The organism is Shewanella sp. 2_MG-2023, assembly GCF_030548905.1.
Taxonomy (GTDB): domain Bacteria; phylum Pseudomonadota; class Gammaproteobacteria; order Enterobacterales; family Shewanellaceae; genus Shewanella; species Shewanella electrodiphila.
In genome coordinates this window covers 65,655-79,774 of the sequence record NZ_JAUOSO010000006.1, presented here as the reverse complement: position 1 = coordinate 79,774, position 14,120 = coordinate 65,655, and the positions used below count along the sequence as shown (strand labels likewise).

The window sequence follows — 14,120 nt, the reverse complement described above, 5'->3', positions numbered from 1 at the left end:
ACGAATAAATCACTTTTTGCTTCAGCAGTATGAGTGATCGATCATTTAGCTTATTCTTGGGGATTGAGTGGTTGATGCTTGAGCTTTACATATTGCATAATATTTCGGTAATTATCGACCCATAGCGTTTCTCGGTTATCACTTAAATACTGCAATAATTCATCATGAGCTTGATTACTGACAGTTAAGTAATCTCCTTCAATTCCATGAAACAAGATATTGGCGATGCCACCTTGTCTGTGGGCTTTTTTTACAAAGTTAATCAGCGTTTCACCACTGACATTTTCGGGCATCAACAACAAATCAAATTTGGCATCATACTGCGGATTAAAGCCTTTAATCGCCACGAAATCGTTTCTTATTACCTCGACATAATTACCTTCAGCGGTTTCAGTATCGCCGCAGGGAATAGTAAATGTGCGACTGATTTGGCTATCTATTGCTTGCAGAAAAGTATTGGCGACGCTGATTTCTTGCTGTATCTGAGTCAAGGTTTTAGTGTCGATATCATGATAAGCGGCAACCCAGTCACGGTCTTTTTGACTTTTACTACAAGGGTGAAAAATGGTGTGATTACCTAGCTCATGACCATTAGCGGCTACGGAGCGCCATTGCTCCATTCCTTGCTGTGTACCGGGATTTGCTAAGGTGAGGTAAAAAGAGGCTTTAAAGCCATATTTATCCAGTGCTGGAATAGCATGGGCTAATTGACTCATTAACGCATCATCATAGGACAGACTGACAGCGGCTTGATAATTAGCTGGCCAAGTGAAATCGGACTCTATGTCGGTTGAGTGAACAGAGTAAGACAGACTCATCGAGCAGGTTGCTGTGATAAAAGCAGCCATTAAGGTCCAAGTTGGTGATTTCATTTTCGCTATTCCTTGAGCTTTGATTTTTACCATGATGCATGAATGGGCTATAGCATGGCTATTGTCAGGTCATGGCTATTGTCATTGTCATAGTTATGGCTATAGGCATTGTGAATGTTATTTTTTAAATAGATCCTCAAACAGTAACCCGCTACTTATAACAGTCCTAAAAGCGCGCTTGTTATTATGGCGGTAATTTTCACTAGAAAACAAATTGGAACAACAAAGTGGTTCATTGTGGATGATTAAGACCATAATGATTGGAGCTATCGGCTCTTTTTCTCTTTCGTAATGATCTTTAATATGCACTCCATCGACATCGTTCAATGAGGAAAATCATCATGTCTCACCAAATTATTAAAGATTTAAACAGCCGTTACACTGCTAAAAAATACGATTCATCAAAGCGTATTTCGGCTGAAGATATGACTGTGCTTAAAGAAGCTATTCGTTTATCAGCTTCCTCTATTAACTCACAGCCATGGAAATTCATTGTGCTTGAGAGCGATGCAGCAAAACAACGTTTCCACGACACATTTGCTAATATGCATCAGTTTAACCAACCACATGCGACTGAAGCGTCACATATTATTATGTTCGCTCATAACCCTAATTTCACAAAAGATGACTACAGAAAAGTCGTTGATGTTGAAGTATCTTCAGGTCATTTACCTGCTGAAATGTATGACAACATGCTTAACGGAGCTTTTGGTTTTGTGGACCTTAATACCGATGAGAATGGTTATAATGGTGGCTGGACTAAGGCACAAACTTACATAGCAATTGGTAATACTTTGCATGTACTTGCTCGCTTAGGTATTGATTCAACGCCAATGGAAGGGGTTGACCCGGATTTAATTGGTGAGATTTTTAATGAAGAATTAGGCGGTTATGTGTGTCAATTCGCGTTAGCGATTGGTTACCACAAAGACGGCGAAGATTATAACAAAGGCTTACCGAAAGCCCGCTTACCAGAAGCTGACGTCATTACAGTTTTATAATTGTCAGATTTCAATAAAAAGCTCAAGCCATTGCTTGAGCTTTTTTGTTACTGAAAATCAGTACAAGAATGGTTTTATTGATTTCGGTTATTTGTCTGCATTGGTGGAGCCAATTTTATGAATGGCTAAGTCAGCGCCGATATATTCATCTTCTTGGCTTAAACGTAAGCTAGATACTTTATTGACGACGCCATAAACGATGAATCCACCAACTACAGCGAATACGACGCCAGCAGCAGTGCCGACAAGTTGCGACATAACGCTTACACCACCAAGGCCGCCAAGACTTTGTTGGCCAAATATACCCGCTGCAATACCGCCCCAAACACCACATAAACCATGAAGTGGCCATACACCTAAGACATCATCAATTTTAGTGCTGCGCTGAAGCTTAGTGAACACAAATACAAACAGTCCGCCAGCAACCCCGCCTACCACGAAAGCGCCAATAGGATGCATTAAATCAGAACCTGCACAAACAGCGACTAAGCCTGCTAGTGGACCATTATGAATAAATCCGGGGTCATTTTTACCGACAATAAGCGCAATAATAGTGCCGCCCACCATGGCCATTAAGCTATTTAATGCTACCAGGCCACTAATGCCATCTAAGGTTTGTGCTGACATGACATTAAAGCCAAACCAACCAACGATTAAGATCCATGAACCCAATGCAAGAAACGGAATGTTTGAAGGTGCAAAGGCTACCCCTGGTTTACGACCACCACGGACACCCAAAAAGTAAACTGCGACTAACGCTAACCAGCCGCCCATGCCATGGACGACAACTGAACCTGCAAAGTCGTGAAACTCAGCGCCAAAAGTACTGCCAAGCCATGCTTGAAAACCATAGTTACCATTCCAAATAATCCCTTCGAAAAGTGGATAAACAAAGGCAACAATTAACGCTGATGCAAACAAGAATGGACGGAAACTGCCACGTTCAGCAATACCGCCTGATACGATCGCTGGAATCGCTGCCGCGAACGTTAATAGGAAAAAGAACTTCACTAAGTCATAGCCATTATTTGCTGCTAGCGTGTCGGCGCTAACAAAAAAGTGGCTACCATAAGCAATTTGATAACCTATGACGAAGTAGGCGACAGCTGAAAATGCGAAATCAGTTAAGATTTTAACTAATGCATTAACTTGGTTTTTGTGTCGAACGGTACCAACCTCTAAAAATGCAAAGCCTGCGTGCATCGCAAGCACCATAATTGCACCAAGTAGGATAAAAAGGGTGTCTGCACTTTGTGCAATGACCCCGATTGCGTCACTAATATTGTCCATTTATGCTCCCCAAAGCTATTCTCTTATTAAAATTCATAGGCTTAGTGAAGCAAGAATTATTCCCATGTTGTAAAAATGTTACGCTTGGCAGGTTCGTTATTGGTGCAGGTAAGTAAAATTACTGTGCTAACAGTGAGTTCGATGAGCTATAGAGGTGCGATAGTTGTGAGTCTTTTGGTTGAGTTTCGATTTTTAAGGGCAGTTTTAAGGCTTTAATGATTCAACTTGGTGCAAGCTGGTTTCATGATAGTGCAAATAGATTTTATGATAGTGAAAATGGATTTATGCGATCGCAAAGTTTAACTATCAGAAAGTTAAGCTATCAAAAAGTTAAGCTATCACAAAGGTTAATCATTAATATAAGAGTTAAACATTAATATAAGAGTTAAACACTAATATAAGAGTTAAACACTAATATAAGAGTTAAACACTAAGCCACAAAATGAATGGCTTAAGATTGACGAATATCCTTAGCAAGTTCTAGCATGATTTGAACTGTAATTTATGAGACTTGTTTCAATCAAGCTTTGTTCAATCCAGTTTTGTTCTATAGCTTGCGACTACCTTTTTTCCTTTAAGAGATCATTTGCGATCAAATTCTCAAATTTGGATTGAGATTGCAGACGATACTTGTATTTAGCTAGACGATCGGTCTAATATTAAGCCATGACAGAATCACAACTGGTAAAAGCGGCTAAACCTCGTCGAGGTCGACCACCAAAGGCTGCAAGAGACAATCAAGATACTCGCGCTGAGTTAATTCGCAGCGGCCTTGAGCAGCTGACCGAAAAAGGTTTTGCTTCATCAGGGATTGATCAAATATTGCGAAAAGTAGGCGTGCCTAAGGGATCTTTCTATTATTACTTTTCCAGTAAAGAAGAGTTTGGTCAGGTTGTGATTGACAATTATGCGACTTATTTTGCGCACAAACTTGATAAGCACTTGTTAGAACAAGCCTATTCGCCCTTAGCACGTATTGGCCAATTTGTAGAAAGCGCCAAAACTGGCATGGCGCGATTTGAGTTTAAACGAGGTTGTTTAGTGGGCAATTTAGGCCAAGAAGTGGACTTGCTGCCTGAAAGCTATCGCCAGCAGTTGATTGATATATTTTTAGATTGGCAACAAAGGTTATCCATTTGTCTTGAGGCGGCTAAAGCTCAAGGTGAAATCGCACAAAGTGCAAATTGTGAATTACTTGCTGAACAGTTTTGGGTTGGCTGGGAAGGTGCGGTAAGTCGCGCTAAGCTAGTTCAAAGCACCCAACCTTTACAGAATTACCTCGAGTTTTTTATTGCTGGATTACCGCGATAAAAATTTTTTAACTATTTATAGACGCTCGGTCTATATTAAGGAGACACCATGTTTAATGGTTTATTGATTGAAAAAGATGACCAAGGTTATCACGCAGAAGTTAAAGCAATTGATGAAAGTCTGTTACCTGAAGGCGATGTTAGCGTGAAGGTACTTTATAGCACGGTAAATTACAAAGATGCTTTGGCGATTACCGGCAAAGGACCGGTTGTTAGGCAGTTTCCTATGATCCCGGGTATTGATTTAGTCGGTGTGGTTGAGCAATCAGATAGTGATAAATTTACTCAAGGCGACCATGTGCTACTTAATGGTTTCGGAGTTGGCGAAGTTCACTGTGGTGGCTTAGCGACAAAGGCACGTTTAAAAAGTGAATGGTTAATTCCGCTTCCAGCAGCGTTTACGCCAAGACAAGCTATGTCAATTGGTACTGCAGGTTATACGGCCATGCTGTCTGTTATTGCACTTGAAAAAAACGGTGTGACACCGGATAAAGGTGAAGTATTAGTAACAGGCGCCAATGGCGGAGTTGGGAGCTTTGCTATCGCTATTCTAGCCAAGCTTGGTTATAAAGTTGTGGCTTCAACAGGTCGTGCTGATCAATCCGCTTATCTAGAAAAGTTAGGCGCTACAGAGGTGATTGATCGTCATACTTTATCAGAGTCTGGTCGTCCATTAGCGAGAGAACGTTGGGCTGGTGCGATTGATTCTGTAGGGAGTCATACCTTGGCAAACATTTGTGCTAGTACCCAATATGGCGGCACAGTGGCAGCGTGTGGTTTAGCCCAGGGAATGGATTTTCCATCTTCAGTGATGCCATTTATTTTACGCGGGGTGACATTAGCGGGTATCGACAGCGTCATGCGCCCACTTGAAGATAGGTTAGAGGCTTGGCAGCGTTTGGCTGAGATTATCGAGCCGGAAATGTTTGATGATATTTCCAAAGAAATCAGTTTAGATGAAGTGATTAATACCGCTGATGATCTGGTTGCTGGCAAGGTGCGTGGCCGTGTAGTGGTGAAGCTAGCGAAATAAAATTTCGATTTAATACCGCCTTAATGAGTTAATAAAAAAGCCAGTCAGTGACTGGCTTTTTTGTGCGAGTTCAATATGGAAACTCACGTTTGAATGGTTAACTGATTACCAGATGCGAACACGCTCACCTTCAGGTAAATACAGTTTGTCACCAGGCTTAACGTCAAATGCTTTGTACCATGCATCATGGTTACGTGGTGCTAATGCGCGGTATCGACCTGGAGCATGGGTACCGGCGCGAAGCTGGCTTAACATGCTTTGTTCGGTGCGTTTTTCTTTCCACACTTGTGCCCAAGCTAAGAAGAAACGCTGATCGCCAGTTAATCCGTCGATAATTGGTGCTTCTTTGCCATTTAAACTTAACTGGTAAGCGTGATATGCCATAGATAGACCACCAACATCACCAATGTTTTCGCCTAAGCTATTACGGCCATTAACGAAGTTTTCAGGGATAGGCTCATATTGACTGTATTGGGCGGCAAGCATATCTGCTTTCGCTTCAAATGCAGCACGGTCGCTATCAGTCCACCAGTTACGCTGAATACCATTAGCATCAGACTTAGAACCTTGGTCATCAAAGCCATGGCCCATTTCATGGCCAATAACTGCGCCAATACCACCGTAATTCACAGCAGGATCAGCATTGGGATCGAAGAATGGCGGTTGTAAAATTGCCGCTGGGAATACAATTTCGTTAAATGAGCTATTGTAATAAGCATTGACAAATTGCGGGGTCATGCCCCAACGATTACGATCGGTTTTCTTCAGCTCTTTAGCAACGCTATCGGCATGGAAGTACTGACGTAGATTTTTGATATTGCTTAGCAAATCTTTGTTAGTCAGTGCTAATCCATCAAACTCTTGCCACACATCAGGGTAACCAATTTTAGGCTTGAAGGCAGCTAGCTTAGCGTGAGCGTTCACTTTAGTTTCATCGCCCATCCAATCAAGACCATCAATGCGTTGGCCTAATGCAGATCGAAGGTTTTCTACTAACTCAGCCATTTGTTGCTTAGATGACTCAGGGAAGTAGCGAGCAACATAGACTTTACCGATTGCAAAACCAAGTGACTGAGTACCAGACATTTCAGCGACAGCGCGCTTCCAACGTGGCTTAGGCTCCTCTTGACCGCTGAGTTCTTTGCCGTAAAACGCAAAGCTAGCATTGTAGATATCTTCCGATAATAAACCTGCATTGTTACTGACAGTGTGGAAGGTGAGGTAATCTTGCCATACATTGAGTGGCTGATTATTAACCAACTCAATCATTGCCTTGATAGGCTCAGGCTGAGAAACGTTAAGCTGTGGTATTTGGTAACCTGATTGCTCAAAGAATAAGTCCCAGTTGAAGTTAGGGTATTCATTGTTTAAGTCAGCACGTTTTACCTGATTTAAGGTTAAATCACGGTTACGACGTTTTTCACGTGGCCATTGACCTTCAGCTATTTTAGTTTCTAATGCCACAATCGCTTCAGCGCGAGCTTGGCCATCTTTAATGCCTGCAAAAGCAAGCATTTCAGCAATATGGTTTACGTAGGCGCTACGAATCTTTACAAAACGCTCGCTATCTTCTAGGTAGTAAGAACGATCTGGAAGACCTAAACCACCGGCACCAATTGATAATTCATACTGGTTTGGATCAAGACGGTTAAACCACATACCACCAGAAATTGGCGATTCAGCATCGGTTAGCCATGCATTACCAAAAACTTGGGTTAAGTCATCGGTATTTTTGATCGCTGTAATGGTGTCTAAAGTACCTTGAATTGGGCTGATGCCCAGTTTGTTGATGGTATCTGTGTCCATATAAGACTGATAAAAGTCAGCAATTAATTGCTCTTCAGCATTTAGGTCGCTGCGGCTTGCGATATCATCAATGATTTCTTTGACTTGCTGCTCGCTGCGTTCACCTAATGCGGTAAATGCACCGTAGCGAGTTTTATCAGCAGGCATTTCAAAATTGTCATACCAAGTACCGCTGGCATACATAAAGAAATCATCACCTGGTTTAACAGCTTCATTACGGGCGGTTAAATCAACGCCGAAATCACCCAATTCAGCTTTTTGGGTTAGGGTGGCGACTGCTGCTTTAACTTTATCTGTGGCGTTATCTGTGGTTTTTACATCTGAAGTGCCACAAGCGCTCAAAAATGTTGAGGCCAGTGCAATTGCGATCAGTGTTTTTTTCATTGTTGTCTGCTTCCTTACAAAGGATGGAATCGGTTTATATTTTTATAATTATTCGATGTTATTTTTTATGGGTATTTTAACGAAAGTGGGCTTTATCGGTAAAAAACCTATCCATACTCTTAGACTGAAGAAAAAAGTCAATTTAATAATTGTTAGCAAATCTTGTTTTTATTGAGTAATTTCAATATCAGCCTAGATTTTAGGCGCGGACAATCACTAAGTTTATCCCCCCAGTTCTGAAAAATATCGCGATATTATCAACTTAATATGTTTGTCACTCCCCCTTGTGATGTGCCTTTTGTGTTTCTAGTTGGTTGGTTTTGCGTGAATAATTTGTTTGGTTGATGTTAAATTTGGGCGGGTTTTAGCTATTTGTAACAAAATATTTGCCAGTTAACTTAATTGGCAACTAGAGGTTAAAAGGCACCACCTATTGTTTTAATAATAAATAACAAGGAATGTCTATGATCAAATCCAATATCATCTTTAAGCTTCAAGTTCAGGCGCAAACTCAGTTGCATAACCAAGTAAATTTAGTGATGCAGCATATGGGCAATGCCCTTGTTTCAGAGGGGGGATTGTTAGCACCACGTCAGCTAATCACTAAAGCTGGAATTATGTTGTTAGGCGCAATTGTCACTTTAGCGTTATTCGTTTTCATGGCGCAATTAGTTAAAAGTGACGCTGTATATGTTGATGAACCTGCTCCATTGCCAGTGATTAACTTTTTTCAAAAGCCACAAGAGCCTCAAAAAGTGATCAAAAAAATCAGGGTGCAACCTCAAAAAGTGCCTGCAATTATTGATCGTACTCCTATGCCAACTTCTTCAGAGGGAGATGCTGACGTCATTAAAGGTTTTACGCCTGAAGCCTTACCTGTGCCAAAAGAGAACTATGATCGTAGCTACAATGATGGAGATGCTATGCCTGTTGTGCAGGTTTCACCGCAATATCCCATGGCAGCAGCGCGAGATGGTAAAGAGGGTTATGTGATTGTGATGTTTGATATTAGTAAGACGGGCGAAGTGATCAATGCTCAAGTGATGGAGGCTGAGCCCAAAAGAGTGTTTAATCGCTCGGCAATACAAGCGATTAATAATTGGAAGTACAAACCTAAAACGGTTGCAGGGCAAGCCATTGAACAAAAAGGGCTGCAAGTGAGGCTAGACTTTAGCCTTGATCAGGCTAACTAAACTTGAGCTTATTCGCACTAAAACCTATCAAGTATTGATAGGTTTTTTGTCGACTAAATTTATCGGCAAGGAAGAATGATTAGCTGGCAGCTTGCTGAGAGGGCGGTAAATTATTGGCTATCCATTGCAAGGTAAATTCGATAAAGCGAGACAATCTAGCTGATTGATGGATCAATTGTGGATGCATCAAATACGTGGCTGAAGAGACAGTGCTTACCTGTGGTAATACTGTAATGAGTTGCCCTGAGGCTATTTCTTTGTCCACTAAGTATTCGGGCACCATAATAATTCCTTGTCCGGCAATGGCTAACGATTTGAGCATGTGATTGTCATTAACGCTAAGGCTACTTAATATAGGTAATGACTCGCCATTTAATGGCCATTCAGTAAACTCCGTTGCTGTTAGGCATTCATACTTAGTTAAATCTGTCACCCGTTGAGGCATACCATTACGGTTAAGGTATTGAGGGGAAGCACAGCAAATGTGCTGATAAGAAAACAGCTTTTTTGCCACCATATTTTGTGGTGGTGTGTTAGTCGCGCGAATCGCTAAATCAAAATCACTTTTGGCAAGGTCATGGGTGGTGTAACTGCTATCGAGACTAAAGCTAATCTGTGGATGTTGTTGCTGAAACTCACTGCAGATAGCTAATAAATAACGCTGGGTAAATTGACTTGGTGCGGTGATTTTAATCCGTCCTGCAATACTGTTATTCTCATGACGGATCTGTCGGTCTAAATCTAAAAGCGACTGTTTTACATGGCTCATGCTTGCAAGGATAAGCTCACCTTGAGGCGTGAGTTTTACACTGCGAGTGGTGCGGATGAGTAAGGGTCTGGCGAACTCTTTTTCAAGCTGTCTAATTTGCTCAGAAAGATATCCTCTTGAGATCCCAAGCGTTGCTGCGGCTTCAGTAAAACTTAATTGTTTTGCGACTTCACTGAACAGAAATAGCCGTTCAAATTTCTTGTGTTCTCGGCTCATGTCATCATCATCTTAAAATCAACACCCTAAAATCATCATCTTAAATTAATTATCTTAAACTATTCATCATTATCTTTTAAAACGAATTGTATTCTTTTATTGGTAGCTATAACAAACAATGATTTTGGTAAATACGGTTCCTCATTGCTGCTCAATGCTTACACTGATTGTTATCTAAAATGTGCCGATAACGAGCGAAGCCTTTCAATGAATGCATCTTTAACCGAGCCTCAAGTTATTAATTCAAAATCAGTTATTAATTCAAAATCAGTCACGGGTTCAAACTCAGCAATAAATGCAAAACAAGTCAACGTTAAGCCTTTGGCGCTTGCGCAACACTTACCAGACGTTAGCCGAGTGGTTTATGGCTGCATGGGACTAGGTGGTGGCTGGAATAATCATGCCATTAGCGCAGCTGATCGAAATCAAGCTCACGAGGTTATAGATACGGCTTTAGCACAGGGAATTAACTACTTTGACCATGCTGATATTTATACCTTTGGTAAAGCAGAGCAAGTGTTTGGTCAGGTGTTGTCAGCTCGTGCTGAATTACGTGAAAAGATGTTTATTCAAACCAAATGCGGTATCCGTCTTGAAGATGATCTAGGGCCAAAGCGTTACGATTTATCAGCGCAATGGATTAACCACAGCGTTGATAAAAGCTTGCAACAATTACAAACCGATTACCTTGATGTGTTGGTATTGCATCGCCCAGATCCACTCATGGAGACAGAGGAAATCGCAGACACGTTCCATCGTTTACGTGATGCAGGAAAAGTACGATTCTTGGGTGTTTCTAATATGCAGCATCATCAAGTATCTGCCATTCAACAAGCGCTTGATACACCTTTAGTTGTCAACCAAATTGAGTTGAGTTTACACAAGCAAGATTGGCTCGATGAAACTGTTTATGCGGGTAATCAGGCAGGCGCTGGGGTTAACTTTACCCCTGGTACATTAGCGTATTGCCAGCAGAACCGTCTGCAAGTGCAGTCTTGGGGGAGCTTGTGTCAGGGGATTTACACTGGAGCCGATGCAAGTAGTCAACCAATTGCGGTTCAACAAACCAGTAAATTAGTAGCGCGATTAGCCGCAGATTACGGTGTTAGCAAGGAAGCCATTTTACTTGCTTGGTTAATGCAGCATCCTGCGCAAATTCAGCCCGTCATTGGTACTACGAACTTACAAAGAATTTCAGCTTGTCAGCAAGCTATTGGCTTGAAACTTTCCCGTGAACATTGGTATGCCTTATATGTGAGCGCAAAAGGTGAAGAGTTACCTTAACTTTATATCACTTCGTTGTGGCACTTTTGTTTGAACTATTAATGGATTAAGAACAAATATGAAATCAATATTATCAAAAACTACATTGGGTGTAGCAAGGCTTGTTTTAGTCACTGTCAATGCAGGAGTGCTGCTCCTAGGTTGCCTCATAAGTGAGTCATCTCAAGCCGAGTCATCCCAAACTGAATCATCCCAAACCGAGTCAGCGGCTTTTGAATTAGCATCCACGCAATCAATATCAAGGGAATCGAACGTAAGCGAACCCCCATCATCGTTAGATATTTACCAAGATTATCTACATCGAGATATTAGGGATGACATTTTTTATTTTGTATTGCCAGATCGATTTAATAATGGCAACGAAGCTAACGATAATGGCGCATTGTCAGGAATATCTCACGGTGGTGTCGATAAGGCGTCAACGCGTGGTTTTCATGGTGGTGATATTACTGGGATTGAGCAGAAATTAGATTATTTGGCGTCTCTAGGGATCACAGCTATTTGGATGACACCACTACTGAGAAATCAGGCGATTCAAAAAGACGGCATTGCACATCACGGTTATTGGATTGTCGATTTTAGTGAAATTGATCCACACTTTGGTAGTAATGATGATCTTAAAGCCTTAATCAATGCTGCTCACCAGCGGGGAATGAAGGTGTTTTTTGACATCATCACTAATCACACCGCAGACATCATCCGCTATAGCGAGTGCCATCAACAAGACGGTCAATTCCGTCAAGGTCTAGACCATTGTGAATACAAGCCATTAAGCACATCTAAAACAGAACAATACTCACCATTTATACTTGATGAACACGCTGATATTAAAGTGCCAGAGTGGTTGAACGATCCGCAGTATTACCATAATCAAGGTGATAGTAGCTTTAAAGGTGAAAGCTCACTTAATGGTGATTTTAATGGCCTTGACGATCTTAATACTAAAAATCCTCAAGTGCTCAAAGGGATGATTGAAATTTATCAGCAATTGATAGCCGAGTTTAAGCCTGACGGGTTTCGCATCGATACTGTGCGTCATGTTGATTTGTCATTCTGGCAAACTTTTACGCCAGCAATTATTGATTATGCCAATCAACAAGGCATTCCTAATTTTCATGTATTTGGCGAGGTCTACGACACTAACCCACATCATCTCAGTTTGTATACCACAGAAGGTAAATTGCCCTCGGTATTAGACTTTGCTTTTCAGGATGTCGCTGCTGATATTTTTTATCGTGGTAAAAGCCCGCTATTAGCTAAACAGTTATTTGAGCAAGATGTGTTGTATCAAGATGAAGATAGCCAAGCAGATTTATTGATGACCTTTTTAAGTAACCATGACATGGGGCGAGCGGGGTATTTTATTAATGGCTCAGGACTTGAATTGACGGCAGCTGAAAAGTTACAGCGGAGTATTTTATCCCATGCGTTTATGTTTTTATCGCGCGGGATCCCCGTTGTATATTACGGTGATGAGCAAGGCTTTACTGGTGATGGTAACGATATTGATGCAAGAGAAGACATGTTTCCATCAAAGGTAAACAGCTATAACGATAATGTCTTAATGGGGACTTCAGCGACGACTGCTGAAGATAATTTTAATCAATCCCATCCACTATTTAAGGCGATATCAGCCCTCAGTCAGCTTAGGAAAGAGCATAGAAGCTTACGTCGTGGCGTATATCAACCTAGATACTATCAAGCTTCAACAATCCAAGATTCAACAATTCAAGTCTCATCAATTCAAGCTTCATCAATCCAAGATTCATCAATCCAAGCTTCATCAATCCAAGATTCAACAATCCAAGATTCAACAATCCAAGATTCAACAATCCAAGATTCAATAATCCAAGATTCAGCAATTCAAGCGAACAGCGGCATGTTTGCCTTTGCTAGAGTGGATGAAACGAGTGGTGAAGAATATTTGATTGTGTTTAATTCTGGTAATCAATCTGCAAGCATTGAAATTGATATGACAGATAAAGGTGAGCCTATCACGGCGATTGAAGATGTATTGAAAACCTTTAAGGCTGCTGGTGATTTATATTATAACGGCTTACCTTCTAGCAATGTAGATTCAAGCCACTTAATTGACGTTGAAAAACAAGCTATCACAGTCTCAATGCCTCGCTTAAGTTATGGGGTATATCAAATAAAACGATAATAATGGGCATTAGTCTTCAGGAGTTCCCCCCTTCAATTTACTCCTAACCACGGATTTTTAAACGTGAAGTTACTGGTATCTGTAGCGTTGAACGTTGATGAAAACTGTGGTTTTTTTATGCCAATTTTGTATAAATAAAGCAGCGTAACAGCACAAATAATGGATGCGTGGTTCATTAAGCTCAGTGTTGGAGAAGTCACTTGAGCTTAATGATGCACGGAAAGCATGGTGGAGAAATGCACGCTTATGCAGAATAGATAAACAGGGTGTTTGAATACAATAATGTGTTAAGCAAAGAAATCATCGCCACCCATAGCACGTTTAAGTTGTTGTGCTTCTAAGTAGTCTTCAAGGCGTCTTTTCACCTCGCGTCTATGCAACATATCTTCTTTTGCTTTTGGAGTAGATGGTTTGTCAAACCCATCGATTTCAGTGTTATTTGGAACAAGGTCAATAATTTCAGCCATAAAATATCCTTTCTATCGAGACATGGCTTTCTTGTTGGGGAATGAGTCGCCCTTGAAATAGAAAGTCCGTTCGATATCAATCATAAAGCCCAAACTACAAGCACTTAGTATTGGTGGTTGTGAACACTATATTAGTGTGTGCTTAATCTGGAATTTATCAGGAGTTTCAAAATAAAAATGCGATCTGGATAACAATTTTTTTTTAAAGTTTCAAAAGGAGATATGAGTCATATTTTAATTGATGAGTGGCTGACTAAATTGTTTGAAATCGCAGCAGTTTTAGCTTTTTTATTGTCATTTAGCGACTCAACTAAACTGCTTGTTTAGCTTC

Annotated in this window: 11 protein-coding genes and 1 pseudogene; 6 read left to right on the top strand and 6 right to left on the bottom strand. The window is 40.9% G+C overall.

What is annotated here, in order from left to right:
• Positions 1–50 precede the first annotated feature (50 nt).
• A complete protein-coding gene (locus Q4600_RS07900; protein WP_303515028.1) occupies positions 51–872 on the bottom strand; it encodes a polysaccharide deacetylase family protein in 822 nt (273 codons plus the stop codon).
• Between the two features lie 341 nt (positions 873–1,213).
• Between Q4600_RS07900 and Q4600_RS07895 the strand changes: the two genes are divergently transcribed.
• Complete coding sequence (locus tag Q4600_RS07895) at positions 1,214–1,873, top strand: nitroreductase family protein (RefSeq protein ID WP_102526523.1); 660 nt, start codon at positions 1,214–1,216, stop codon at positions 1,871–1,873.
• 87 nt (positions 1,874–1,960) lie between these two features.
• On the opposite strand, the gene Q4600_RS07890 is transcribed toward Q4600_RS07895, so the two are convergent.
• The gene (locus Q4600_RS07890) at positions 1,961–3,163 is read right to left on the bottom strand and encodes an ammonium transporter (RefSeq protein ID WP_303515024.1); all 1,203 of its coding nucleotides are present in this window, start codon (positions 3,161–3,163) and stop codon (positions 1,961–1,963) included.
• 666 nt (positions 3,164–3,829) lie between these two features.
• Between Q4600_RS07890 and Q4600_RS07885 the strand changes: the two genes are divergently transcribed.
• Entirely contained in the window at positions 3,830–4,474 is a 645-nt protein-coding gene (locus tag Q4600_RS07885; protein WP_303515022.1) for a TetR/AcrR family transcriptional regulator, read from the top strand.
• Between the two features lie 48 nt (positions 4,475–4,522).
• The gene (locus tag Q4600_RS07880) at positions 4,523–5,506 is read left to right on the top strand and encodes an MDR family oxidoreductase (protein ID WP_303515020.1); all 984 of its coding nucleotides are present in this window, start codon (positions 4,523–4,525) and stop codon (positions 5,504–5,506) included.
• 105 nt (positions 5,507–5,611) lie between these two features.
• Here the strand turns inward: Q4600_RS07880 and Q4600_RS07875 are convergent, their stop codons facing one another.
• Complete coding sequence (locus Q4600_RS07875) at positions 5,612–7,696, bottom strand: M13 family metallopeptidase (RefSeq protein WP_303515017.1); 2,085 nt, start codon at positions 7,694–7,696, stop codon at positions 5,612–5,614.
• A 464-nt stretch (positions 7,697–8,160) separates the two neighbouring features.
• Here Q4600_RS07875 and Q4600_RS07870 point away from each other — a divergent pair, with 464 nt between their 5' ends.
• On the top strand, positions 8,161–8,889 hold the full coding sequence (locus Q4600_RS07870; RefSeq protein ID WP_303515014.1) for an energy transducer TonB: 729 nt from the start codon (positions 8,161–8,163) through the stop codon (positions 8,887–8,889).
• A 79-nt stretch (positions 8,890–8,968) separates the two neighbouring features.
• Here Q4600_RS07870 and Q4600_RS07865 read toward each other — a convergent pair whose 3' ends face one another.
• A complete protein-coding gene (locus tag Q4600_RS07865; RefSeq protein WP_303515010.1) occupies positions 8,969–9,874 on the bottom strand; it encodes a LysR family transcriptional regulator in 906 nt (301 codons plus the stop codon).
• A 207-nt stretch (positions 9,875–10,081) separates the two neighbouring features.
• On the opposite strand from Q4600_RS07865, the gene Q4600_RS07860 reads away from it, so the two are divergent.
• On the top strand, positions 10,082–11,158 hold the full coding sequence (locus Q4600_RS07860) for an aldo/keto reductase family oxidoreductase (protein ID WP_303515007.1): 1,077 nt from the start codon (positions 10,082–10,084) through the stop codon (positions 11,156–11,158).
• A gap of 58 nt (positions 11,159–11,216) precedes the next feature.
• A pseudogene (locus Q4600_RS07855) lies at positions 11,217–12,857 on the top strand (alpha-amylase family glycosyl hydrolase); the annotation flags it as partial.
• Here the strand turns inward: Q4600_RS07855 and Q4600_RS21170 are convergent.
• Positions 12,847–12,972, bottom strand: coding sequence for a hypothetical protein (locus tag Q4600_RS21170; protein ID WP_368501619.1), 126 nt, complete (start codon positions 12,970–12,972; stop codon positions 12,847–12,849). The pseudogene Q4600_RS07855 and the gene Q4600_RS21170 sit on opposite strands and share 11 nt — an antisense overlap.
• Before the next feature lie 637 nt (positions 12,973–13,609).
• Positions 13,610–13,789: a PA3496 family putative envelope integrity protein gene (locus Q4600_RS07850; RefSeq protein ID WP_102529429.1), complete on the bottom strand. Its 180-nt coding sequence runs from the start codon at positions 13,787–13,789 to the stop codon at positions 13,610–13,612.
• Positions 13,790–14,120: the final 331 nt, after the last annotated feature.

Bases quoted from the DNA above. Each gene is read 5' to 3' on its own strand.
- Q4600_RS07900 (WP_303515028.1), bottom strand. From the start codon at position 872: ATGAAATCACCAACTTGGACCTTAATGGCTGCTTTTATCACAGCAACC.
- Q4600_RS07895 (WP_102526523.1), top strand. From the start codon at position 1,214: ATGTCTCACCAAATTATTAAAGATTTAAACAGCCGTTACACTGCTAAA.
- Q4600_RS07890 (WP_303515024.1), bottom strand. From the start codon at position 3,163: ATGGACAATATTAGTGACGCAATCGGGGTCATTGCACAAAGTGCAGAC.
- Q4600_RS07885 (WP_303515022.1), top strand. From the start codon at position 3,830: ATGACAGAATCACAACTGGTAAAAGCGGCTAAACCTCGTCGAGGTCGA.
- Q4600_RS07880 (WP_303515020.1), top strand. From the start codon at position 4,523: ATGTTTAATGGTTTATTGATTGAAAAAGATGACCAAGGTTATCACGCA.
- Q4600_RS07875 (WP_303515017.1), bottom strand. From the start codon at position 7,696: ATGAAAAAAACACTGATCGCAATTGCACTGGCCTCAACATTTTTGAGC.
- Q4600_RS07870 (WP_303515014.1), top strand. From the start codon at position 8,161: ATGATCAAATCCAATATCATCTTTAAGCTTCAAGTTCAGGCGCAAACT.
- Q4600_RS07865 (WP_303515010.1), bottom strand. From the start codon at position 9,874: ATGAGCCGAGAACACAAGAAATTTGAACGGCTATTTCTGTTCAGTGAA.
- Q4600_RS07860 (WP_303515007.1), top strand. From the start codon at position 10,082: ATGAATGCATCTTTAACCGAGCCTCAAGTTATTAATTCAAAATCAGTT.
- Q4600_RS07850 (WP_102529429.1), bottom strand. From the start codon at position 13,789: ATGGCTGAAATTATTGACCTTGTTCCAAATAACACTGAAATCGATGGG.